We start from the raw sequence: 21,260 nt of genomic DNA, 5'->3' as shown, positions 1-21,260 counted from the left end.
GCCCAGGCCGGTATCACGTTTGGGAGTTTGGTAATGGCGATAGCCTCCAGTGCCTACAAGAAAGCCCTCGAGGGCAACCAGCAGCGCAAAGAAGTGCTGGTGAAGATTGACAGGGTAAGCAAGCAGTTCGATGAAACGCTGGCGGTCGACAACGTGTCACTCAACATCCACAAGGGTGAAATCTTCGCCCTGCTGGGGGGATCCGGTTCCGGCAAGTCGACCCTGCTGCGGATGCTGGCGGGATTCGAGCGCCCCACCGAGGGGCGCCTGTTCCTCGATGGCGTCGACATCACCGACATGCCGCCCTATGAACGGCCCATCAACATGATGTTCCAGTCCTACGCCCTGTTCCCCCACATGACGGTGGCGCAGAACATTGCCTTCGGCCTCAAGCAGGATGGCCTGCCCAAGGCCGAGATCGATGCGCAGGTCGAGGAGATGCTCAAGCTGGTGCAGATGACCCAGTATGCTCGCCGCAAGCCGCATCAGCTCTCCGGTGGCCAGCGCCAGCGGGTGGCACTGGCCCGCTCGCTGGCCAAGCGCCCCAAGCTGTTGCTGCTGGACGAACCCATGGGGGCGCTGGACAAGAAGCTGCGTTCCAGGATGCAGCTCGAACTGGTGGAGATCATAGAGCGGGTCGGCGTAACTTGCGTCATGGTGACCCACGATCAGGAAGAGGCCATGACCATGGCCGAACGGATCGCCATCATGCATCTGGGGTGCATCGAGCAGATCGGCAGTCCCATGGACATCTACGAGACCCCGGCCAGCCGGCTGGTGTGCGAGTTCATCGGCAACGTCAACCTGTTTGACGGCCTGCTGGTGGAGGATGAACAGGACCACGCCACCATCGCCTGCGCCGATCTGGAGCAGCCCATTTACGTGGGCCACGGCATCAGCTCCCGCGCCGAGAACAAGAAGGTCACCTACGCCCTGCGGCCGGAAAAACTCTTGATGAGCACCCAGAAACCGACCGAGATCGAGCACCCCGATTTCAACTGGACCAAGGGTGAGGTCTATGACATCGCCTATCTGGGCGGTCACTCGGTTTATCACATCCAGCTGCCTTCGGGCAAAATCGTGCAGGCCTTCATCGCCAATGCCGAACGCCACGGCAAGCGGCCGACCTGGGATGACCAGGTGTTCCTCTATTGGGAAGATGACAGCGGCGTGGTGTTGCAATCATGAAGGCATTGAGACGACTGAAGCGACTGGGCGGGCGCCAGCTGGTGATCGGCGTGCCCTTCTTCTGGCTGTTCCTCTTCTTCCTGCTGCCCTTCATCATAGTGGTGAAGATCAGCTTCGCCGAAGCGGACGTGGCTATCCCGCCCTACACGGACGTGGTGAGCTGGGCCGACAATCAGCTCACCATCTTGCTCAACATGGGCAACTACCTGCTGCTGCAGGAGGATGAGCTCTACATAGCGGCCTATCTGGGCTCCCTCAAGATGGCCTTCGTCAGCACCCTGCTCTGTCTGCTGATAGGCTATCCCATGGCCTACTCCATTGCACGGGCCAACAAGGAGACCCAGACAGTTCTGCTGCTGCTCATCATGATGCCGACCTGGACCGCGATTCTGATCCGGGTCTACGCCTGGATGGGGATCCTCAGCAACAACGGCCTGCTCAACAGCCTGCTGATGGGCATTGGCCTGATTGACGAGCCGCTGACCATACTCAACACCAACCTGGCGGTCTATATCGGCATCGTTTACTCCTACCTGCCGTTCATGGTGCTGCCGCTCTACGCCAACCTGGTCAAACACGATCAGAGCCTGCTGGAGGCGGCCTCCGACCTCGGTGCCCGCAACTTGACCCGCTTCTGGCGGATCACGGTACCGCTCTCCAAGAACGGCATCATAGCCGGCTGCATGCTGGTGTTCATCCCTGTGGTGGGCGAGTTCGTGATCCCGGAACTGCTTGGCGGCCCCGAGACCCTGATGATCGGCAAGGTGCTGTGGCAGGAGTTCTTCAACAACCGTGACTGGCCGGTGGCGTCTGCCCTAGCGGTGGTGATGCTGGCGGTGCTGATAGTCCCGATTATCCTGTTCAACCGCAACCAGGCCAAGGAATTGGAGGGCAAGGTATGAAAAAGGAACTGCTGATAGCCCTCCTGTTATCCCTGTTCAACTGCAACCAGGCCAAAGAGCTGGAGGGTAAAGTATGAGGCGCTTTGGTTTTGCCAAGCTGATGCTGTGGCTGGGGCTGCTGTTTATCTACCTGCCCATGGTCATCATGGTGATCTACTCCTTCAACGCCTCCAAGCTGGTGACGGTATGGGGGGGCTGGTCGCTGAAGTGGTACTTCGGCCTGCTCGACAACAAGCAGTTGATTGGCTCTGTGTTGCGCTCGCTGGAGATCGCCTTCTATACCGCCATTGCGGCGGTGGCGCTGGGGACCATGGCGGCCTTCGTGCTGACCCGGATCCCGCACTTCCGCGGCCGCACCCTGTTCGGTGGCCTGGTGACGGCGCCCCTGGTCATGCCCGAAGTGATCACGGGTCTGTCGCTGTTGCTGCTGTTCGTGGCCATGGCCCAGCTGATTGGCTGGCCGGCCGAGCGGGGCATGCTGACCATCTGGATCGCCCACACCACCTTCTGCACCGCCTACGTGGCGATCGTGGTGTCGGCGCGCCTGCGGGAGCTGGATCTCTCCATCGAGGAGGCGGCCATGGATCTGGGAGCCAAACCCTGGAAGGTGTTCTTCCTGATCACCATCCCCATGATAGCCCCCTCGCTGGCGGCCGGCGGCATGATGTCGTTCGCCCTGTCGCTGGATGATCTGGTGCTGGCGAGCTTCGTTTCTGGCCCGGGCGCCACTACCCTGCCGATGGAAGTCTTCTCGGCGGTCCGGCTCGGGGTGAAACCCGAGATCAACGCGGTAGCCAGCCTGATCCTGCTGTCGGTGTCACTGTTCACCTTTGGCAGCTGGTATCTGATGGCCAAGGCGGAGAAACGCCGCCGTGCCGAGATCGCCATGACCACCCAGATGCAGGCCGTCGCCTGACCCCGGAGCTGTTGACGCCGCAACATGGCTTGCGCCGCAGCGTCAACAGCCCCTAAGATCCGCATTCTGTCATCCGTCAGGAGAATGGAATGCGGATCTCCCTCTTTATCGGCCAGAGCGCCGAGCTGAATGCCGAACTGGCTCCTGCTCTCGTCAGTGCCATCGACAAGCATGTGGCAGGCAATCCCCTGTGGTGCAGTTTTTCTGGCCTGGAGGGAGATGAACAGAGCGACCAGCGCCATCACGGCGGCCCGGATCGCGCACTGCACTACTATCCCGCCGATCACTACCCCTGGTGGCACAACTGGCAAGCGGCGCTGGGCCTGGCCGCACCACGTACGCCCTGGCAACCCGCCGCCTTTGGCGAGAACCTGTCCGGTCTCGGGCTGACCGAGGTTGAGGCCTGTATCGGCGATGTCTATCGACTCGGTGAGGCGCTGATCCAGATAAGTCAGCCGAGATCCCCCTGTTTCAAGCTCAACCTGCGTTTCGGCTATGGCCAGATGTCACAGGTGATGCAGCTCAATGGCCGTTGTGGCTGGCTGTTGCGGGTGCTGGAGGAGGGGACTGTCGCACCGCAGGAGACGATGGAACTGGTCGACAGGCCCTATCCCGCCCTGACGGTGAAACGCACCGCCGATATCCTGTTCAATCAGCTACGGGACGAAGCGGATCTGCTGTTGCTGCTGGAGAATCCGGCGATCTCTCCCAATTGGCGCCAGCATGCGGCCAACTGGCTGGAGCATGGGGTGGTGGCCGACTGGCGTCGCCGTTTGCTGGGGCCGGCCGAATTTCAGCTTCCCTAGGATGGGTTGGAAAAATGTCACGTCCCTGCACCCTTTCTGTGAACCCGGTGCCAAAGCGCTGAATAGTTGAACGAACGGCCATTTTTTTCCCTTAAAACACAAAAAAGGCTTGTGTCATGTCGGGGCATTAGGTAAATTCTCGCCCCGCAGACATCGGTGTGTAGCGCAGCTTGGTAGCGCACTTCGTTCGGGACGAAGGGGTCGGAGGTTCGAATCCTCTCACACCGACCATATTAGAAAAGGCCGCTCAATGAGCGGCCTTTTCGCATCTGGATTTTACCGATCCCGGTACGGAATATCCTGCTGGCTGCTGGCTGCTGGCTGCTGGCTGCTGGTGGTGGCATATCTATACCGCTGCGGCTTTCTTGCTCATCTATCCGGCTGCCGTCGTGGTGCGCAGACATTAAAAGGGCCACCGCTCGGTGGCCCAGGGTGGAGTCTGATTCTGACTCCGGCACTCTAGATTGTGGCAATCTCGCTATGGGTCTTGTCTATGGTGCCCTCCTTGCGCCCTAGGCGCTTACTCAGATATGCCAGTGCTGATGCCGCAATGCCTTGAAGCTGTGTTGAGGTTGCAAGGCCGCGTGCTTGGGGTACTCACTAATGAAATGTTCGATTCCCTCCATCAGTTGTGAACGTAATGAAGACACGGGCTCATGCCAGGCTTGCAGGCATAAATGGCCGGGGATCAACTGCTCCTGATAATCTTCCAGCAGCTGCTCTGGCCAGGGTTCAATACCGGAATTGCGTTGCAGTAGATAATGGGCGGCGGGTTCACGGGCATAGATGAACTGAATCTGGGCCAGATCGCGTTGGCTTAGCGTTTGACTGTTGATATGACAGGTCAAATATTTTCCCGTCTTCAGATCCAAGAAGTGACCGCGTTGCCGACAGGCTACGATGCGATACCAGGGCAGGGGCGAACAGAGAGAGTATCCCTCAAGCTCCTGTTCCAGCCAGTGGCGACACTCGGGTGTCTGCACCTCGTCGAGCATGGACTCGAGCTGTGTCAACAAGGCTCTGGATGGTTTGGTGGCCAGTTTCGCACTCATCGCCTGCAATCCTCCCTCTGCACACAATCCCGAATTTCAGTATGGACCCGTGGGCGGCAGAGGGGGTAAGGATTCTAATGATTAAAATCAGATTAGCAGCGTGGTTTTTATGCAATGGGAGGGGTCAGCCCACCAGATAGGTGCCGGTGCCGAAGGCGATGTGGGTGCCCTCTTCGTTGTGCAGTTCCATCCGGGCGACGGCAACCTTGCTGCCGGCGCGGATGATGTGGGCGGTGGCGATGAACTCGTTGCCGCGGCCCGGGCGCAGATAGTCCACCCGCAGATCTATGGTGCCGAGGCGAGAGAAGCGCTCCTTGAGGTAGCTGGGGGAAAAATCTTCCAGCTCGTCGATGCAGGAGGCGGCGACTATCATGCCGCCGGCCACATCCAGCAGGCTGGCGGTGACGCCGCCGTGCAAGATGTTGTGGAAGGGGTTGCCGATCAGCTTGTCATCCATCTTGATGCGCAGCTCCACCTTCTCGAAGTCGTAGTGGGTCACCTGCATGCCAATCAGCTTGTTGAACGGCATCCGCTCGGCGAACAGGTTGGCAATGCCACTGAGCGCCATCTTCTTCAGCATGTGTTTCATTCTCTGATACCGATCCCTGTCATCAAAGCCGAGTAAAAACTCCAGCCAGTCTGCAACACTTCTTTAACAGTCGCAATGGCAGGTTTATTGTGAGCGGCGGCTGCTTTAGAATGGCGACCCCAAAGGAGAGCCCATGACCGTCATTGCCGAAACCTTGCCCGATACACCACTTGCCTTGTTGCAGGCGGTATTCGGCTACCAGCAATTTCGGCCGGGCCAGCTGGAGATCATCGAGCAGATAGTGGCGGGACGCGATGCCATGGTGCTCAAGCCCACAGGTGGCGGCAAGTCACTCTGCTTCCAGATCCCGGCGCTGCTGCGACCCGGGCTGGGCGTGGTGGTCTCCCCACTTATCTCGCTGATGAAGGATCAAGTCGACAGCCTGCGCGCCAACGGTGTGGCGGCCATCTACATCAACTCGGCCCTGAGCCGGGAGGAGATGATCCAGAACTTTGCCGCCATGCGTCGCGGTGAGATCAAGCTGCTCTACGTCTCCCCCGAGCGCTTGTTGCAGCACGAGTTCATGGATCGGCTGGCGGAGCTGCCGCTCGGCCTGTTTGCCATCGACGAGGCCCACTGCGTCTCCCAGTGGGGTCACGATTTCCGGCCGGAATACGCGGCGCTCGGGCGGCTCAAGCAGTGGTTCCCCCAGGTGCCCGTGGTGGCGCTCACCGCCACCGCCGACGAGGCGACCCGTAGCGATATGCTGCACCGGTTGGAGCTCAACGATCCCTTCATCCATACCGCCAGCTTCGACAGGCCCAATATCCGCTACAGCCTGGTGGAGAAGTTCAAGGCGGCGGAGCAGTTGCTGCGCTATGTGCAGAGCCAGAAGGGCAACTGCGGCATCGTCTACTGCTCCAGTCGCAATCGGGTGGAGGAGGTGGCCGAGCGTCTCTCCCGTCACGGCAGCAAGGCTGCGCCCTACCACGCCGGTCTGCCCCTGGCCCAGCGCCAGCAGACCCAGGATGCCTTCCTCAAGGATGACATCGAGATAGTGGTGGCGACGGTGGCGTTCGGCATGGGTATCGACAAGCCGAACGTGCGCTTCGTGGTGCACTACGACATCCCCAAGAACATCGAGTCCTACTATCAGGAGACGGGCCGGGCCGGCCGCGATGGCACGCCCGCCGAGGCGCTGCTGCTCTACGATCCCGCCGACATAGGCCGGGTGCGGCGCCTGCTCGACAACATAGAAAACCCCCAGCAGTTGCAGGTTGAGCAGTACAAGCTCAACGTGATGGCGGCCTTTGCCGAGGCGCAGACCTGCCGTCGCCAGGTGCTGCTCAACTACTTCGGTGAATACAACGACAAGCCGTGTGGCAACTGCGACATCTGTCTGGATCCGCCCAAGAGCTACGACGGCACCGAGGATGCCCAGAAGGCGCTCTCCTGCGTCTGGCGGGTGGGGCAGAACTTCGGGGTGGGTTACGTGGTGGAGGTGCTGCGCGGCTCCCTCAACCAGCGCATCAAGGATCATGGCCACGACAAGCTGTCGACCTACGGCATCGGCAAGGATCAGAGCCACGAGTACTGGATGAGCGTGATCCGCCAGCTGATCCACAAGGGGCTGCTGACCCAGAACATCACCCGCAATCTGGTGCTGCAGCTGACCGAGGCGTCCCGCCCCGTGCTGCGTGGCGAGATGAAGCTGGAACTGGCGGTACCACGGCTGCAGCCCATCTCCAGTCGCAAGGAGAAGCGCAACGGCCTGCTGGACAACGCCAACTACGACAAGCGGCTGTTCAAGGAGCTGCGCGGCCTGCGCAAACAGATTGCCGAGGATGAAGAGGTGCCACCCTACGTGGTGTTCAACGACGCGACCCTGGTGGAGATGGCGCAACTGATGCCGATGACCGAGGCGGAGATGCTGGCGGTCAATGGCGTCGGGCATCGCAAGCTGGAGCGCTTCGGTGAAGCCTTTATGGACCTTATCATCGACTACTGCCGTCGCTAGGGTCGATTAGCGAAGCCTAATCGACCCTAGCAGGTGCACTCCTGGATGAGGGCACGTCAGGAGTGGGGCGCCCGTCCGCCGGGCGCCGAGAGGTTATTTCAAGCTGGCGTAATAGGCCGCCAGGTTCTCCATGTCGGCCTCGGTGAGCGGCGCCATGAAGGGCAGCATCAGGGGTTCCTTGCGACTGCCCTCCTTGAAGGCTTTCAGCTGTTTCACCAGATAGGCGGCATTCTGGCCGGCCAGATGGGGATAGTTGGGGATCAGTGCCTTGCCCTCGACCCCATGGCAGGCGGAGCAGACCGCCGCCTTGGCCTTGCCCGCCTCGATATCGGCCGCCTGGGCCTGTCCCCACAACAACATCAGCAGGGGCAGGGTGCCCAACCATCTTTGCATCTTCTTCTCCTTGAAATGAAATAGCGCGATCACCTGTTAGCCGAACTCGGCTGACGGCGGTATAAAGAGTGACACGAGCATACGCAGGGACGAATCGCACTACCATGAAGCTGATCAACACTTTCGCCACCGAACTGCCCTGGGCCTGTGAGCCCGTGGCCCCCCAGCCGCTGCGCGAGCCCAGCTTGCTGCACCTCAACCACGGCCTGCTGAACGAGCTGGGACTGGGCGATGTCGGCGAAACAGACTGGCTTGCCTGTTGTGGTCTGGGCCAGCCGCTGCCAGGCATGCAGCCGGTGGCCCAGGTCTATGCGGGTCATCAGTTCGGTGGTTACAGCCCGCGGCTCGGCGATGGCCGCGCCCTGCTGCTGGGGGAGCAGCTGGCACCGGATGGTCAGGGCTGGGATCTGCATCTGAAAGGGGCGGGCAAGACCCCCTTCTCCCGCTTCGGTGATGGCCGTGCCGTGCTGCGCTCCAGCATCCGCGAGTATCTCGCCTCCGAGGCGCTGCATGCCCTCGGCATTCCCACCACCCGGGCGCTGGTGCTGGTTGGCAGCCAGGAGCCTGTCTACCGGGAACAGGAAGAACGCGGGGCGACAGTGCTGCGCACAGCCCCGAGCCACCTGCGTTTCGGTCATATCGAATATTTCGCCTGGAGCGGGCAGGGAGAGAAGATACCGCTGCTCATCGACTATCTGCTCCGTCACCACTTCCCCGAGCTGAACAACGGGGCCGAACTGTTTGCCGAGGTGGTGCGGCGCACCGCGCGGCTCATCGCCAAGTGGCAGGCCGCCGGTTTCTGCCATGGCGTGATGAACACCGACAACATGTCGCTGCTCGGGCTGACTCTGGATTACGGCCCCTACGGTTTCATCGATGCCTATGTGCCGGACTTTGTCTGCAATCACTCGGATCCGGGTGGCCGCTACGCGCTGGATCAGCAGCCGGCGGTGGGTTACTGGAACCTGCAGAAGCTGGCGCAGGCGTTGGCGGACCATGTGGACGGCGAGGCCCTGGCCGCCGCGCTGGCCGAGTATGAACATCAGCTGATGCTGCACTACTCCGAACTGATGCGCGCCCGGCTCGGGCTGGCGGTGTGGGAAGAGGAGGACCCGGCGCTGTTCCGCGAGCTGTTCCGGCTGTTGGCGAGCCAGGGAGTGGACTATCACCTCTTCCTGCGCCGGCTGGGTGAGGTTACTCAGCAGGGGGATTTGCCCGCCTCCCTGTTGGCACTGCTGCCGGATCCTGCGCTCTGGCAGCAGTGGCTCGCGCTCTATCGGGCACGACTGGTGCGGGAGGGAGGCGAGGATGCCGCCCGCAAGCGGCAGATGGACGCCGTCAATCCCAAGTATGTGCTGCGCAATGCCCTGGCCCAGCAGGCGATAGATGCCGCCGAGGCGGGGGATATGACACCGTTCGAGCGGTTGTTTGCGGCCTTGCAGCACCCCTATGATGAGCAACCGGAATATGAAGATCTCGCCACCCCTGCACCCGCGTGGTATTGCGGTGGCGAGCTTTCTTGCAGCAGTTGAGGGATGAGAGATGAATTGGCGTGTAACACGGACAGACATTGAGTCGGCCGTGCTGATACTGGATTGTCCCGGGCTCTGCTGGGATACCTTCCCGGCGCTGGCCGGTGCCTTGCTGCAGGAGTGGGAGCTCAGGCTGCTCGACAGGGAGTGGGGCGCCGATCGCCACGGCTGGTTGCTGGAATTTGAAGGCAGCCAGCTCAGGCTGGAGTATGAACACCATAGCGGTTGCTGGCTGACGGCGGTACAGCCGGTCGATCGCGAGGTCTTGCTCTGGCTCGGTCGCCAGCATAGAGGCTGAACGGGCTGCTTGGGGCGCATGACCTTGCCCTTCGATGGCAATGGCCGCTGGTCGAATCAACAGCATAAAGATTGAACTATCAGTTGGGGGGCGTATAATCTCGCCCCTCAATTATCGCCAATGGTGGCGGTATGGGTTCCCTAACCCCATTAACCAAAAAGGTCACAATATGAATTTGACCCCTGCTCAGCACCAGACGGCGCTGGTGCGCCTCTCGTTGTTCCACATCCTGATCATCGCCAGCAGCAACTACCTGGTGCAGCTGCCGATCACCATCTTCGGCTTCCACACTACCTGGGGTGCCTTCAGCTTCCCGTTCATCTTCCTGGCCACCGATCTGACGGTGCGGATCTTCGGTGCCGGTCTGGCGCGCAAGATCATCCAGACCGTGATGCTGCCTGCACTGGCCGTTTCCTATGCGCTCTCCGTGCTGTTCTTCGAGGGCAGTTATCAGGGCATGGGCAATCTGGCGGAGTTCAACCTGTTCGTGGCGCGTATCGCGCTGGCCAGTTTCATGGCCTATCTGGTGGGCCAGTTCATGGACGTGGTGGTATTCAACCGGCTGCGGCTGCTCAGGGCCTGGTGGGTGGCGCCAGCCGCCTCGACCCTGTTTGGCAACCTGGTGGACACCATCGCCTTCTTCAGCATCGCCTTCTGGCGCAGCACGGATCCCTTCATGGCCGAGCACTGGGTCGAGATCGCAACCGTGGACTATGTATTCAAGTTGCTGATAAGCCTTGGTTTGTTTGTGCCTCTCTACGGCGTCTTGCTGCGTTATCTCAGCCGCAAGCTGGTGGGCGAGGCCGGATTGGCCGGCTTGCAAACGGCGACGCGCCAGGCCTGATGCAATTGACCACCCCAGCGGTGGTCAATTTTTTTGCACGTTTGGCAAATAAGAGTTGCTTAGTTAAATGAGAATGATTATTGTTAACTTGTTTTCCGGGAAAGACTTCATTCGTTCCAACGTGATGGACTTCTTGTGAAGGCACGACATTGCTCACATTGCTTCCAGTTATAGGGCCAGTTCTTCTGGCCCTCTTTTTTTGCTTTTTTTCAGCAAGTTGCAGCCATAAAAAATGGGAGCCAAGGCTCCCATCGTCACAACTCAGGTTGCGGTTTACTCGATATCGAGCGCCTCAGGGGAGAGGATTACCCCTGTGGTGTCTGCGTAGAGATGATCATCCGGCAGGAAGGTGACGCCACCGAAGTTGACCGGCAGATCCGTCTCCCCCACGTCCTTGCTGTCGGCGCCCACCGGAATGGCGGCCAGTGCCTGAATGCCGATATCCAGATCTTCCAGGATGTCGACCTCGCGCACGCAGCCGTAGCAGACGATGCCTTCCCACTCGTTCTCGGCTGCCGTAGTGGCGATCTCGCTGTCGATCAGGGCGCGGCGCATGGAGCCACCGCCATCGATCAGCAGCACGCGGCCGACGCCGTTCTCCTTGACCAGTTCACGGATCAGGCCATTCGATTCGAAGCATTTGACTGTGGTGATGACGCCGCCGAAAGAGGCGCGGCCGCCGAAGGAGCAGAGCATGGGTTCGAGCACATCCACCATGTCCTGATAGATGTCGCACAGTTCTGAAGTGTTGTATTCCATAGTGTCAAATCCACGGCTGGAAACAGGTGGGATCCAGTATAAGGAGTGGGACTGGCATTTCAATGAATATTCCTTGAACAACAACAGGGATGGCGTTTTCTGCATAAGCTCAATGCAGTTCATTCCCTGTTCGTGAGAGGTCCATCGTGCTGATCCGTCATAAGTTGATCCTGAACACAGTGCTGGTGGCCATTGCCATGCTGGTGCTGAGTGGTTTGTTTCTCTATTCCAGCCAGGTGAGCCGCCATCTGACAGAAGCCCAGCGCAACGTGGATGCGCTCGAGATTGCCATGCTGAACCTGCGACGGGCCGAGAAGGATTTCCTGATCCGCAAGGATTTGGCCTTCGTCGATCGCTTCAACCAGGGGTTGGCCGATTTTCACAAGCTGGACCAGACCTTGAGTGCCGATGACAACCTGAGGGCCGTGAACGGCGAGCTGGCCCGGCTGGATCAGCAGATGGGGGCCTATGGCAAGGCCTTCAACGATCTGGTGGCGCAGCAACAGACCATAGGGCTGGGGCCGGAAGATGGTCTCTACGGCCGCCTGAGGGCGGCTGTGCATCAGGTCGAGGAGGGGCTCAAGCAGCTGGATCAGCAGGGGTTGATCATCACAATGCTGCAGCTGAGGCGGGCGGAGAAAGACTTCATGCTGCGCTCCGACATCCAGTATCTGGAGCGTTTCCAGACCTTGCACAAGAGCTTCCAGGAGAGCCTGGCGACGCTGCCGGAGGCGGACCGCGGCAATCTGGAACAGGCCAGCCTGCAGTATCGGCAGGACTTCGTCGCCCTGGTGGAGGGCATGCAGGTGCTGGGGCTGAAAGAGGATGAGGGGCTGCGCAACCAGATGCGGGACTTGGTGCATCAGACCGAGCAGGGCTTCGCCGCCCTCGGTCAGCACATAGCCGACGAGCTGGTGCGGCAGACCTCGCGCCTCAACAGCCTGATGCTGGTCTGCGGTGGCGTGATCATAGTGCTGATCGGCATCATGAGCATCTTGCTGGGCCGCAGCATAGACAGGCCCATCTCGCGGGTGAACGACACAGTCAACCGCATCCGCCAGGACAACGACCTGCGCCTCAAGATAGAGCTGCAAGGGGCCGACGAGATGGCCCAGCTGGCAGGCAATCTGGACGTGATGCTGGGAGGCTTTCGCCATCTGATCGGCGATGTGAAGCAGAGCGTGCACACCCTGACCGAGGCGGCGGATCACCTCTCCAGCAACGTCAGACGCACCAGCGAGGGGGCGTCACGCCAGTTGCAGGAAACCGACATGGTGGCGACGGCCTCCACCGAGATGGGATCCACCATAGAGGAGATAGCCCGCAACACAGAGCAGGCCGCCAACAATGCCCAGGCCACCAACAACAAGGCGATGGAGGGGCGCACCGCGGTCGAGAACACGGTTCGCCAGATCCGCTCGCTGGCCGGCAATCTGGAGAGCTCCTCCCAGGAGGTGGCCCAGTTGCAGAAAGAGAGCGAGACCATAGGCTCCGTGCTGGACGTGATCCGCGGCATCGCCGAGCAGACCAACCTGCTGGCGCTCAATGCGGCCATCGAGGCGGCGCGGGCTGGGGATCAGGGCCGAGGTTTTGCGGTGGTGGCGGACGAGGTGCGCAGCCTCGCCATCCGTACCCAGAAGTCGACCCAGGAGATAGCCGGCATCATCAGCTCGCTGCAGAAGCAGACCGGCAGCATAGTGGGCATGATGGCGACCTGTCGCGAGCAGGGCAACAGCAGCTCGGAGCAGGCCAGCACGGCGGGTGAGCTGCTGGGGCAGATCACCCAGGATGTCACCCACATCATGGATATGAGCACCCAGATTGCCGCGGCCATCGAACAGCAGAGTCTGGTGGCCAACGAGGTGAACCGCAATGTCAACAACATCCGCGACATAGCCCAGGAGTCGAGCCTGATGGCGGAGGAGAATGCCAAGTCCAGCCAGGGCCTGACCGAGCAGGCCAAGTTGCTCAACCAGGCGGTGGCCAAGTACCGGGTCTAGCGGTCAGACCCCTGGAACAGCAAAAAGGGAGCCGTGCAGGCTCCCTTTTTCATAGAGACGGCTCGCCCCTACTAGATGAGGAACAGGGTCGCCAGCCCGAGGAAGATGAAGAAGCCGCCGGTATCCGTGATGGCGGTGATCATCACGCTGGCACCGATCGCCGGATCCCGGCCGAGACGCGACATCGTCATGGGGATGATGACCCCCATCAGGGCGGCGACCAGCAGGTTGATCATCATGGCCAGCGTCATCACGGCGCCCAGCGCCGCATCCTGATAGAGGGCATAGGTGGCCAGCCCCATGGTACCGCCCCACACCAGACCGTTGATCAGTGCTACCCCCAGCTCGCGCCACAGCAGGAAGGAGACGTTGCCCGCCTGTATGTGCTGCAGCGCCAGCGCCCGCACTATCATGGTGATGGTCTGGTTGCCCGTGTTGCCGCCTATCCCTGCGACGATTGGCATCAGGGCCGCCAGCGCCACCAGTTGCGATATGGTGTGCTCGAACAGGCCTATGACCCGGGAGGCCACGAAGGCGGTACAGAGGTTGATGGCGAGCCAGGCCCAGCGGGTCTTGACCGCCTTGTTGACCGGGGCGAATACGTCTTCATCTTCACTGATCCCCCCCATGCGGCGCAGATCCGTGTCGCTCTCCTCATACACCAGATCCACCACCTCGGCGACTGTGAGGCGGCCCATCAGCTTGCCGCGGCCGTCGATGACGGCGGCGGAGACCAAGTCGTCCCGCTCGAAGGTTCGGGCGGCGGCTTCATCGTTGTCCTCCGGATCGAAGGTGACAGGATCCCGCTCCATCACCTCGCCGACCAGGGTCGCCGGCTTGTGCAGCAGCACAGTGGTGAGCGGCAGCTCCCCCTGCAGCCGGTTGCGCCTGTCGATGACAAACAGCTTGTCGGTGTTGACGGGGATCTTGCCGCGCAGGCGCAGGTAGCGCTGCACGGTCGCCAGGCTTACCTCGGCGCGCACCGTGATGAGCTCGAAGTCCATCATGGCGCCGACCGTGTGCTTGCCGTAGCGGATCACCTCTCTTACCTGGTCGCGCTGGGGGGGCGCCATGGAGGTGAGCAGTCGGCCCATCAGGTTGCGGGGCAGGTATTGGCCCAGATAGATCTGATCGTCTATGTCCAGGGTGCGCAGGGCGTGCAGCAGCGCCTTGTCGCTCATGCCGCTGATCAGGCTGTCCCACACAGTCTCCGAGGCCTCGACCAGCACCTGGCCATGTTTCTCCGGGTCTACCTGCTGCCAGAGCACGTGGCGCTCGTCCGGCGGCAGGGATTCCAGCGCATCGGCGATGTCGGCGGCCGGCAGGCTGTTGACCAGTCGCGTCAGCTCGCTGGTCTGATCCCGCAGCTCGGCATCCTGTACCGTCTGCGGATCCAGCAGGCTGTCGGTGAGGGCATCATCGGCCAGCAGCAGGGTGAGAATGCGCGATCTGTCTTGTTCACGCTGCTTGGCGCTGTTCTTGACGGGGAGAGACATGAAACAGAATTCCTGAATTCGGTTGGCCGGATGACCTTCCCCATAGGATACCAGACTCAAAACAAGAGGTTATGACCATGAATGCGGTAAGTGCGGATAAAAAAACCGCCACCATGGTGGTGACGGTCTCAATGGCGAGGCTGACGGCCGGCTCAGGCCAGTGCGGCGGCCTGCGAGGGGGCACCAGTCTGACCGAACCAGGCGAGCTGGTCGGCCAGGGTGACCACGGATCCCACCATGATGAGGGCCGGGCTCTCGACGCCAACCGCCAGCTCGGCCAGCTGATCCAGGGTGCCACGAATGACCCGCTGGCTCGGTTGGGTGCCGCGCTCGATCAGCGCCACCGGAGTGGCGCCGCCCTTGCCGTGGGCCATCAGCTGCTCACGGATGGTGGCGCAGCTTGAGAGTCCCATATAGAACACCAGCGTCTGCTGATCCCGGGCCAGCAGGGGCCAGTCCAGATCCTGGGTGCCGCCCTTGCCGTGGGCGGTGACGAAGCGCACGCTCTGGGCGTGATCGCGGTGGGTGAGCGGGATGCCGGCGTAGGCGGCGCAGCCGCTCGCCGCCGTGATCCCCGGCACCACCTGAAAGCCCACGCCGCTGCCGACCAGCGTCTCCAGCTCCTCGCCGCCCCGGCCGAAGATGAAGGGGTCGCCCCCTTTCAGCCGTACTACCCGTTGCCCCTTGCTGGCTTCCTCCAGCAAGAGTTGGTTGATCCCCTCCTGGGGCACGCAGTGGTTGCCCGCCTGCTTGCCGACGAAGATGCGTTTGGCATCCCGTCTGACCAGCGCCATCACCTCGTCGGAGACCAGACGGTCATGGACCACCACGTCCGCCTGCTGCATCTGGCGCAGGGCGTGCAGGGTGAGCAGACCGGGATCGCCGGGGCCTGCGCCCACCAGGATCACTTCCCCCTTGGCAGCGGCATCCTCGGCAAACAGAGCGTCGGCCAGCTGGTTGGCCGAGGCCTGGTCACCCCGCGCCAGCGCCTGGCCGAGCCGGTCGGCGCCAAGCAGCCGCTCCCAGAACTGGCGGCGCTCTCCCATGCTGGCGAAACGGGCCTTGACCCTATCCCGCAGGCCACCGGCGAAGGCCGCCACGGCGCCGAGATGCTGGGGCAGCAGGGCCTCGAGTTTCTCGCGCAGCAAGCGGGCCAGCACCGGTGCCTTGCCGCCGGAGGAGATGGCCACTATCAGGGGCGAGCGGTCTATGATCGACGGCATGATGAAGCTGGAGCGTTTGGGGTCATCCACCACGTTGGCAAAGATCCGCGCCTGATTGGCGCTCTGGTAGACCAGCGCATTGACTTCGCGCCTGTCGGTGGCGGCTACCACCAGCCACTTGCCCGTCAGCTGCGCTGGCTCGAATTCACCGGTCAGCCACTCGATCGTCCCGCTGGCGGCAAGGGCTGCCAGCTCGGGGTCGAGCTCGGGAGAGACCACAGTCAGGCGGGCACCTGCGTCCAGCAGCAGGCGCGCCTTGCGCTCTGCGACTTCGCCGCCGCCAACCAGCAGCACGGGTTTATTGTCGAGTCGGCAAAAGATGGGCAAGTAGTCCATGGGGCCTCCGGATCAGGCGGTTTGGGTCTGGCTGACGGTGTTCTCGGTCACGGCAACCGGGCGATCCGCCTTGGGAGTGGCATACCAGTAGCCCAGCCCCATGAAGAGGGCGCCGGAGACGGTATTACCGAGGGTCACCCACAGCAGGTTGTGGCCTATACCGCCCAGGGTGTAGGCGTCTGAGTGAGCGCCGAACCAGGAGAGGGCGAACAGCGTCATGTTGGCGACCGAGTGCTCATAGCCGGAGGCGATGAAGGCCAGCAGGCACCACCAGATGGCGATGAACTTGGCGGCACCCTCGGTGCGCAGCGCCATCCAGATAGCGAGGCAGACCAGCCAGTTACACAGCACGCCTTTCATGAACAGGGTCAGCGCCGGTGCCTGGGTCTTGGCCAGCGCCACCTTGTGGGCCAGGCTGCCCGCGTCCGGCAGCAGGCTGCCGCCGTAGGAGTAGATCAGCGCCACTGCTATGGAGCCGAGCAGGTTGCCGGCCCAGGTCTGGGGCAGGATGCGCAGCAGGTCGCCCATGGTGATCTTGCCGCTCTTCACCCCGAAGGTGAGGAACATGGTGTGGCCGGTGAACAGCTCGGAGCCGGCGATGACAACCAGGGTCAGGGCTATGCCGAAGGTGGCCCCCATCACCAGCGGGCGAATGCTGGGGTCGACCAGGTTGCCCAGAGTGAAGATGAGGATGATGCCCAGGCCCACATAGGCCCCGGCCATGGCGGAGCTGAGCCAGAAGCCCAGCTTGTCGCTGCGCTCGAAGCGGTTGATGCGGGCCGCGTTGGCGGCGCACTTGTTGATGGTTTCGGTATACATCTTTGTTTCCTTCAAGAGGGCCGCCCGCGGGCAGCCCTGATATGCATGGTGTTAGACGGCAACCCAGACCTGCTGGTCGCGTACTTCAACGGGATAGCTTTGCACCGACATGGCGGCGTTCTCGAGGCAGTGGCCGTCGCGCAGACGGAAGTGCTGCTTCTTGAGCGGGCTGGCAACCCAGAGCTCGCCCTCGTGTTCACCTATGATGCCGCGCGACAGCACGTTGGCAGCGAAGAAGGGGTCCCGGTTGTCGATGGCGAACACCTCGGCCGCGTCGTTCGGGCGGAACAGGGCGATCTGACGACCCTCGATCAGGGCGCAGACGCCGGTGCCCGGAAATATGTCATTGAGTTGACAGGCTAATTTCATTACTTTGCCTCCACTTCGATCTGATAGACGGGAATGCGCTCGGCCGGGGTGGCCGGTCTGTGCTGGTCGCGCTCGGTGACGAACTGCACGTCCGGATCGCGTTTGCCGCTGTTGATGAAGTGGCTGAAGCGCTTGAGCTGCTCCTCTTCATTCAGGGTGCGGGACCACTCGCACTCGTAGCTGTCGATCAGCACCTGGATGTCGTGCTCCAGGGTGGCATTCAGTCCCAGCTTGTCGTCGACGATCACCTCGCGCAGGTAGTCGACGCCCCCTTCCAGGTTGCCGAGCCAGACCGAGGTGCGCTGCAGTTTGTCGGCGCTGGTGACGTAGAACATCATAAAGCGGTCAATCAACCGGATTAACGTCTCGCGGTCCAGATCGGAGGCCAGCAGGTCGGCGTGGCGCGGTTTCATACCGCCGTTGCCGCCCACATAGAGGTTCCAGCCCGCGTCCGTGGCTATGATGCCGACATCCTTGCCCTGGGCTTCCGCGCATTCGCGGGTACAGCCGGAGACACCGAACTTCATCTTGTGGGGGGTGCGAATGCCCTTGTAGCGGTTCTCGAGGAAGACCCCGAGGCCGACGCTGTCCTGCACGCCGAAGCGGCACCAAGTGCTGCCGACGCAGGTCTTGGCCATGCGCAGCGCCTTGGCGTAGGCCTGACCTGTCTCGAAGCCCGCGGCCAGCAATTTGCGCCAGATGGCGGGCAGATCGTCCTTCTGGGCGCCGAACAGGCCGATGCGCTGGGCACCGGTGATCTTGGTGTAGAGCTTGTAGTCGCGGGCCACTTCGGCCACCGCCAGCAAGCCTTCCGGGGTCACCTCACCACCGGCCATGCGCGGGATGACGGAGTAGCTGCCGTCCTTCTGCATGTTGCCGAGGAAGATGTCGTTGGTGTCCTGCAGCTGGGTGTTGAGCGGGCTCAGCACATAGCCGTTCCAGCAGGAGGCGAGGATGGAGCCGACCGTGGGTTTGCACACCTCGCAGCCATAGCCGTGTCCGTGTTTGGCCAGCAGCTCGTCGAAGCTCTTGATCCCTTCCACCTTGACCAGGTGGAACAGCTCCTGGCGGGAATGGGGGAAGTGGGCGCAGAGGTGGTTGTTGACCTCTATGCCCTGCTTCACCAACTCGGCGTTGAGCACCTGGCTGATGAGGGGCACGCAGCCGCCACAGCCGGTGCCGGCCTTGGTGTGCTGCTTGATGGCGGCCAGGGTGGTATGGCCCTCGGCGACCGCATTGGCTATGTCGCCCTTGGAGACGTCGAAGCAGGAGCAGATCTGGGCGGTGGACGGCAGGGCATCCACCCCCAGGGTCGGCTTGGCACCGGCGTAGGCGGGCAGGATCAGGGTGTCCGGGTGGGCGGGCAGCGGCATGGCATTGAGCATCAGCTGCAGCAGGTTGCCGTAGTCATCCACATCGCCGACCAGCACGGCACCGAGCAGGCGGCTGTTGTCTTCGCTCACCACGATACGCTTGTAGACGCCGGCCTGATCGTCCTGGAACACATAGCTGTGGCTGCCGGGCGTGCGGCCATGGGCATCGCCGATGGAACCGACGGAGACGCCGAGCAGCTTGAGCTTGGCACTCATGTCCGCCCCTTCGAAGCGGCTGTCGCCGCCGAGCAGGTGGTCGACGGTGATCTGGGCCATCTTGTAGCCGGGCGCCACCAGGCCGAAGAAGCGACCCTGCCAGGCGGCGCACTCGCCGATGGCATAGATGTCGGGGTCGGAGGTGAGGCAGTGATCATCGACAGCTACGCCGCCGCGCTCGGCGATGGCCAGTTCGCAATACCGGCCCAGTGTATCCTGCGGGCGGATACCGGTGGAGAAGACCACCACATCCACTTCCAGCTGGCTGCCGTCGGCGAAGGCGAGGCGATGCTGGGCGTCACGACCGCCGTGCATCAGGATCTCGCTGGTGCTCTTGCTGGTGTGAACCTGCACCCCCATGGATTCGATCTTGCGGCGCAGCAGCTGGCCACCCTGGCCGTCGAGCTGTTCCGCCATCAATACCGGGGCAAACTCCACCACGTGGGTCTCGAGACCCAGAGCTTTGAGGGCACCGGCGGCTTCGAGACCAAGCAGACCGCCCCCAATGACAACGCCACTCTTGCCGCTCTTGGCAGCGCTGCGGATGGCTTTCAGATCCTCTATGGTGCGATAGACGAAGCATTCGTGGTGCTGACTGCCCGCAATGGGCGGCACCCAGGGGTAGGAGCCGGTGGCCAGCACCAGCTTGTCATAGCCGACCACTGTGCCCTTGTTGGAGTGCACCTCGCGGGCCGCCCTGTCGATTTTTTTCACCGCCTCGCCGAGCAGCAGACGGATGCCGTGCTTCTCGTAGAAACCGGGTTTGACGAGGGAGAGATCTTCGCTGGTGTGGTGGGAGAAGTAGGAGGAGAGATGGACACGATCGTAGGCGGGACGCGGTTCAGCACCGAAGACGGTGATCTCGAACCGGTCCGGATCGGACCGCTCGATCAACTCTTCGATGAAGCGGTGCCCCACCATGCCGTTCCCTATGACGGCCAGCCTGACTTTGCTCATGATTGCCTCTAGTTTGGAGTAATAAAACATCATTCTGAGGCTAGGCTACCCAGTCGCAGGGCCGGGGCGATTGATGCAAATCAAGTGTCTATTTATATATCTCCTCAGGGGTAATTCGATACAATTCAAAGATATATATAAATAGGTATACCAGTGGTGCATTCTGGGCTTTGGTTGTCATGGAGCAAGGGGGGAAAGAGGGGTGGCTCGTCTGGCCAGGCATGATGAAAGAAAGCACCTCGGCAGAGGTGCTTTCACTGTGCGGCATCCGGGTGGCACAGCGGGTTGTGGCGGCGCAGATCAGCGCTCTTTCGGGGTGGGCTGATAGGGGGCGCGGGCGCAGGTTTCGCGGATGAGGGTGCGCAGCCAGCGGTGAGCCGGATCGGCGTCCAGCCGTGGGTGCCAGAGCAGGGCCAGGGTGATCCCGGGCAGGGGGAAGGGCAGGGGCAGGGTCACCAGATCGGCGTGCAGGGAGGCGCAGTGCAGGGCGGGCACGGTCGCCACCAGATCGCTGCCCCGCACCAGCGCCAGCGCAGTGGCAAAGCCCGGCACCAGGGTGGCGATGGCACGCTCCAGCTTCAGGGCGGCGAGCGCCTCGTCGACGGGGCCGTGCTCCTGCCCGCGCCGCGACACCAGCACATGGCGGGCGGCGGCATAACGGACTGCGGTCAGGGGCCCCTCGCACAGTGGATGGCCCGGCCGCACCACGGCGACGAAGCGATCCTGGAACAGCGCCTGGGTATGCAGCTCGGGTGCCGTATTGGTGCCGATCACGCCGGTTTCAAAATCCAGCTCGCCACCGCGCAGGGGCTGACTCTCCTTGTCGGGCTTGGCCATGAAATGCAGACGCACCCCGGGCGCCTCGGCGGTGAGCCGCGCCAGCAGCGCCGCCCCGACACTCTCCACGAAACCGTCGCTGGATCTGAGGCGAAAGGTGCGCACCAGGTGAGCCGGATCTATCTCCTGCTGGGGGCGCAGCACGGCTTCGGCCTCCTGCACCAGCTGGCTGACCCGCTCGCGCAGGGCCAGGGCGCGTGGCGTGGGCACCAGCCCCCGGCCCGCCCGTACCAGCAGCGGGTCCCCGGTCGTCTCACGCAGGCGGGCCAGCGCCCGGCTCATGGCGGAGGGGCTGAGACGCAGCCGTCTGGCGGCGCCGGCTACGCTGCCCTCATCGAGCAGCGCATCCAGGGTGATCAGCAGGTTGAAATCGGGGGTGCTCATGGTCGTGCCCTCGC

General features: G+C 62.2%; 19 protein-coding genes and 1 tRNA gene. 10 read left to right on the top strand and 10 right to left on the bottom strand.

From position 1 onward, the window contains the following. The first annotated feature begins 33 nt into the window (after positions 1-33). From potA to AACQ95_RS18865, 5 genes are all read left to right on the top strand, one after another. Positions 34-1,188: a polyamine ABC transporter ATP-binding protein gene (gene potA, locus AACQ95_RS18885; RefSeq protein ID WP_042870317.1), complete on the top strand. Its 1,155-nt coding sequence runs from the start codon at positions 34-36 to the stop codon at positions 1,186-1,188. Then, on the top strand, positions 1,185-2,090 hold the full coding sequence (locus AACQ95_RS18880) for an ABC transporter permease subunit (RefSeq protein ID WP_043142812.1): 906 nt from the start codon (positions 1,185-1,187) through the stop codon (positions 2,088-2,090). Before potA ends, AACQ95_RS18880 begins: the two co-directional genes overlap by 4 nt. A 73-nt stretch (positions 2,091-2,163) precedes the next feature. Next, positions 2,164-3,006: an ABC transporter permease subunit gene (locus AACQ95_RS18875; protein ID WP_043142811.1), complete on the top strand. Its 843-nt coding sequence runs from the start codon at positions 2,164-2,166 to the stop codon at positions 3,004-3,006. An 89-nt stretch (positions 3,007-3,095) separates the two neighbouring features. Next, positions 3,096-3,812: an MOSC domain-containing protein gene (locus tag AACQ95_RS18870; protein WP_241279330.1), complete on the top strand. Its 717-nt coding sequence runs from the start codon at positions 3,096-3,098 to the stop codon at positions 3,810-3,812. Positions 3,813-3,966: 154 nt separating this feature from the next. Then, positions 3,967-4,043 (top strand) — tRNA-Pro (locus AACQ95_RS18865). A 293-nt stretch (positions 4,044-4,336) separates the two neighbouring features. Here AACQ95_RS18865 and AACQ95_RS18860 read toward each other — a convergent pair. Both AACQ95_RS18860 and AACQ95_RS18855 read right to left on the bottom strand, forming a co-directional pair. Next, positions 4,337-4,864 (bottom strand): AbiTii domain-containing protein, encoded by a 528-nt coding sequence (locus AACQ95_RS18860; protein WP_043142807.1) that lies wholly within the window; start codon positions 4,862-4,864, stop codon positions 4,337-4,339. A gap of 124 nt (positions 4,865-4,988) precedes the next feature. Next, entirely contained in the window at positions 4,989-5,453 is a 465-nt protein-coding gene (locus AACQ95_RS18855; RefSeq protein WP_043142803.1) for a thioesterase family protein, read from the bottom strand. A gap of 133 nt (positions 5,454-5,586) precedes the next feature. Here AACQ95_RS18855 and recQ point away from each other — a divergent pair, with 133 nt between their 5' ends. Further along, complete coding sequence (gene recQ, locus AACQ95_RS18850) at positions 5,587-7,410, top strand: ATP-dependent DNA helicase RecQ (RefSeq protein ID WP_043142799.1); 1,824 nt, start codon at positions 5,587-5,589, stop codon at positions 7,408-7,410. A 93-nt stretch (positions 7,411-7,503) separates the two neighbouring features. On the opposite strand, the gene AACQ95_RS18845 is transcribed toward recQ, so the two are convergent. After that, the gene (locus AACQ95_RS18845; protein ID WP_043554202.1) at positions 7,504-7,803 is read right to left on the bottom strand and encodes a c-type cytochrome; all 300 of its coding nucleotides are present in this window, start codon (positions 7,801-7,803) and stop codon (positions 7,504-7,506) included. A 104-nt stretch (positions 7,804-7,907) separates the two neighbouring features. Between AACQ95_RS18845 and AACQ95_RS18840 the strand changes: the two genes are divergently transcribed. The 3 genes from AACQ95_RS18840 to AACQ95_RS18830 all read left to right on the top strand — a co-directional run bounded on the left by AACQ95_RS18840 (position 7,908) and on the right by AACQ95_RS18830 (position 10,477). Continuing rightward, positions 7,908-9,335, top strand: coding sequence for a protein adenylyltransferase SelO (locus AACQ95_RS18840; RefSeq protein ID WP_241279329.1), 1,428 nt, complete (start codon positions 7,908-7,910; stop codon positions 9,333-9,335). Positions 9,336-9,345: 10 nt separating this feature from the next. Further along, positions 9,346-9,633 (top strand): DUF3630 family protein, encoded by a 288-nt coding sequence (locus tag AACQ95_RS18835; RefSeq protein ID WP_241279328.1) that lies wholly within the window; start codon positions 9,346-9,348, stop codon positions 9,631-9,633. A gap of 169 nt (positions 9,634-9,802) precedes the next feature. Beyond that, a complete protein-coding gene (locus tag AACQ95_RS18830; RefSeq protein WP_241279327.1) occupies positions 9,803-10,477 on the top strand; it encodes a 7-cyano-7-deazaguanine/7-aminomethyl-7-deazaguanine transporter in 675 nt (224 codons plus the stop codon). A gap of 273 nt (positions 10,478-10,750) precedes the next feature. Here AACQ95_RS18830 and rraA read toward each other — a convergent pair whose 3' ends face one another. Beyond that, positions 10,751-11,236 (bottom strand): ribonuclease E activity regulator RraA, encoded by a 486-nt coding sequence (gene rraA, locus AACQ95_RS18825; RefSeq protein WP_021138460.1) that lies wholly within the window; start codon positions 11,234-11,236, stop codon positions 10,751-10,753. A gap of 146 nt (positions 11,237-11,382) precedes the next feature. Between rraA and AACQ95_RS18820 the strand changes: the two genes are divergently transcribed. Next, positions 11,383-13,236, top strand: coding sequence for a methyl-accepting chemotaxis protein (locus AACQ95_RS18820; protein ID WP_241279326.1), 1,854 nt, complete (start codon positions 11,383-11,385; stop codon positions 13,234-13,236). A 71-nt stretch (positions 13,237-13,307) separates the two neighbouring features. On the opposite strand, the gene mgtE is transcribed toward AACQ95_RS18820, so the two are convergent. The 6 genes from mgtE to AACQ95_RS18790 all read right to left on the bottom strand — a co-directional run bounded on the left by mgtE (position 13,308) and on the right by AACQ95_RS18790 (position 21,246). Next, positions 13,308-14,732, bottom strand: a complete 1,425-nt coding sequence (gene mgtE, locus AACQ95_RS18815; RefSeq protein ID WP_021138458.1) for a magnesium transporter — start codon at positions 14,730-14,732, stop codon at positions 13,308-13,310. Positions 14,733-14,884: 152 nt separating this feature from the next. Then, on the bottom strand, positions 14,885-16,291 hold the full coding sequence (gene cysG / locus AACQ95_RS18810) for a siroheme synthase CysG (RefSeq protein ID WP_241279325.1): 1,407 nt from the start codon (positions 16,289-16,291) through the stop codon (positions 14,885-14,887). A gap of 12 nt (positions 16,292-16,303) precedes the next feature. Further along, positions 16,304-17,110, bottom strand: a complete 807-nt coding sequence (gene nirC / locus AACQ95_RS18805) for a nitrite transporter NirC (protein WP_241279324.1) — start codon at positions 17,108-17,110, stop codon at positions 16,304-16,306. A 51-nt stretch (positions 17,111-17,161) separates the two neighbouring features. Then, positions 17,162-17,479, bottom strand: coding sequence for a nitrite reductase small subunit NirD (nirD, locus tag AACQ95_RS18800; protein ID WP_241279323.1), 318 nt, complete (start codon positions 17,477-17,479; stop codon positions 17,162-17,164). Beyond that, a complete protein-coding gene (gene nirB, locus AACQ95_RS18795) occupies positions 17,479-20,025 on the bottom strand; it encodes a nitrite reductase large subunit NirB (RefSeq protein WP_241279322.1) in 2,547 nt (848 codons plus the stop codon). Before nirB ends, nirD begins: the two co-directional genes overlap by 1 nt. 300 nt (positions 20,026-20,325) lie before the next feature. Then, positions 20,326-21,246 (bottom strand): LysR family transcriptional regulator, encoded by a 921-nt coding sequence (locus AACQ95_RS18790; protein ID WP_241279321.1) that lies wholly within the window; start codon positions 21,244-21,246, stop codon positions 20,326-20,328. Positions 21,247-21,260: the final 14 nt, after the last annotated feature.

The sequence above is a fragment of the Aeromonas sp. MR19 genome (assembly GCF_963899305.1).
GTDB classification, from domain to species: Bacteria; Pseudomonadota; Gammaproteobacteria; order Enterobacterales; family Aeromonadaceae; genus Aeromonas; species Aeromonas bestiarum.
This window is presented reverse-complemented; position numbering and strand designations above follow the sequence as displayed.

What these genes read in the sequence shown, in the direction of transcription:
- AACQ95_RS18875 (WP_043142811.1), top strand. Translation starts at nt 2,164, where the DNA reads ATGAGGCGCTTTGGTTTTGCCAAGCTGATGCTGTGGCTGGGGCTGCTG.
- recQ (WP_043142799.1), top strand. Translation starts at nt 5,587, where the DNA reads ATGACCGTCATTGCCGAAACCTTGCCCGATACACCACTTGCCTTGTTG.
- nirD (WP_241279323.1), bottom strand. Translation starts at nt 17,479, where the DNA reads ATGAAATTAGCCTGTCAACTCAATGACATATTTCCGGGCACCGGCGTC.
- rraA (WP_021138460.1), bottom strand. Translation starts at nt 11,236, where the DNA reads ATGGAATACAACACTTCAGAACTGTGCGACATCTATCAGGACATGGTG.
- AACQ95_RS18855 (WP_043142803.1), bottom strand. Translation starts at nt 5,453, where the DNA reads ATGAAACACATGCTGAAGAAGATGGCGCTCAGTGGCATTGCCAACCTG.
- potA (WP_042870317.1), top strand. Translation starts at nt 34, where the DNA reads ATGGCGATAGCCTCCAGTGCCTACAAGAAAGCCCTCGAGGGCAACCAG.
- AACQ95_RS18845 (WP_043554202.1), bottom strand. Translation starts at nt 7,803, where the DNA reads ATGCAAAGATGGTTGGGCACCCTGCCCCTGCTGATGTTGTTGTGGGGA.
- AACQ95_RS18840 (WP_241279329.1), top strand. Translation starts at nt 7,908, where the DNA reads ATGAAGCTGATCAACACTTTCGCCACCGAACTGCCCTGGGCCTGTGAG.
- AACQ95_RS18870 (WP_241279330.1), top strand. Translation starts at nt 3,096, where the DNA reads ATGCGGATCTCCCTCTTTATCGGCCAGAGCGCCGAGCTGAATGCCGAA.
- AACQ95_RS18790 (WP_241279321.1), bottom strand. Translation starts at nt 21,246, where the DNA reads ATGAGCACCCCCGATTTCAACCTGCTGATCACCCTGGATGCGCTGCTC.
- mgtE (WP_021138458.1), bottom strand. Translation starts at nt 14,732, where the DNA reads ATGTCTCTCCCCGTCAAGAACAGCGCCAAGCAGCGTGAACAAGACAGA.
- AACQ95_RS18830 (WP_241279327.1), top strand. Translation starts at nt 9,803, where the DNA reads ATGAATTTGACCCCTGCTCAGCACCAGACGGCGCTGGTGCGCCTCTCG.
- AACQ95_RS18835 (WP_241279328.1), top strand. Translation starts at nt 9,346, where the DNA reads ATGAATTGGCGTGTAACACGGACAGACATTGAGTCGGCCGTGCTGATA.
- AACQ95_RS18880 (WP_043142812.1), top strand. Translation starts at nt 1,185, where the DNA reads ATGAAGGCATTGAGACGACTGAAGCGACTGGGCGGGCGCCAGCTGGTG.
- nirC (WP_241279324.1), bottom strand. Translation starts at nt 17,110, where the DNA reads ATGTATACCGAAACCATCAACAAGTGCGCCGCCAACGCGGCCCGCATC.
- cysG (WP_241279325.1), bottom strand. Translation starts at nt 16,291, where the DNA reads ATGGACTACTTGCCCATCTTTTGCCGACTCGACAATAAACCCGTGCTG.
- nirB (WP_241279322.1), bottom strand. Translation starts at nt 20,025, where the DNA reads ATGAGCAAAGTCAGGCTGGCCGTCATAGGGAACGGCATGGTGGGGCAC.
- AACQ95_RS18860 (WP_043142807.1), bottom strand. Translation starts at nt 4,864, where the DNA reads ATGAGTGCGAAACTGGCCACCAAACCATCCAGAGCCTTGTTGACACAG.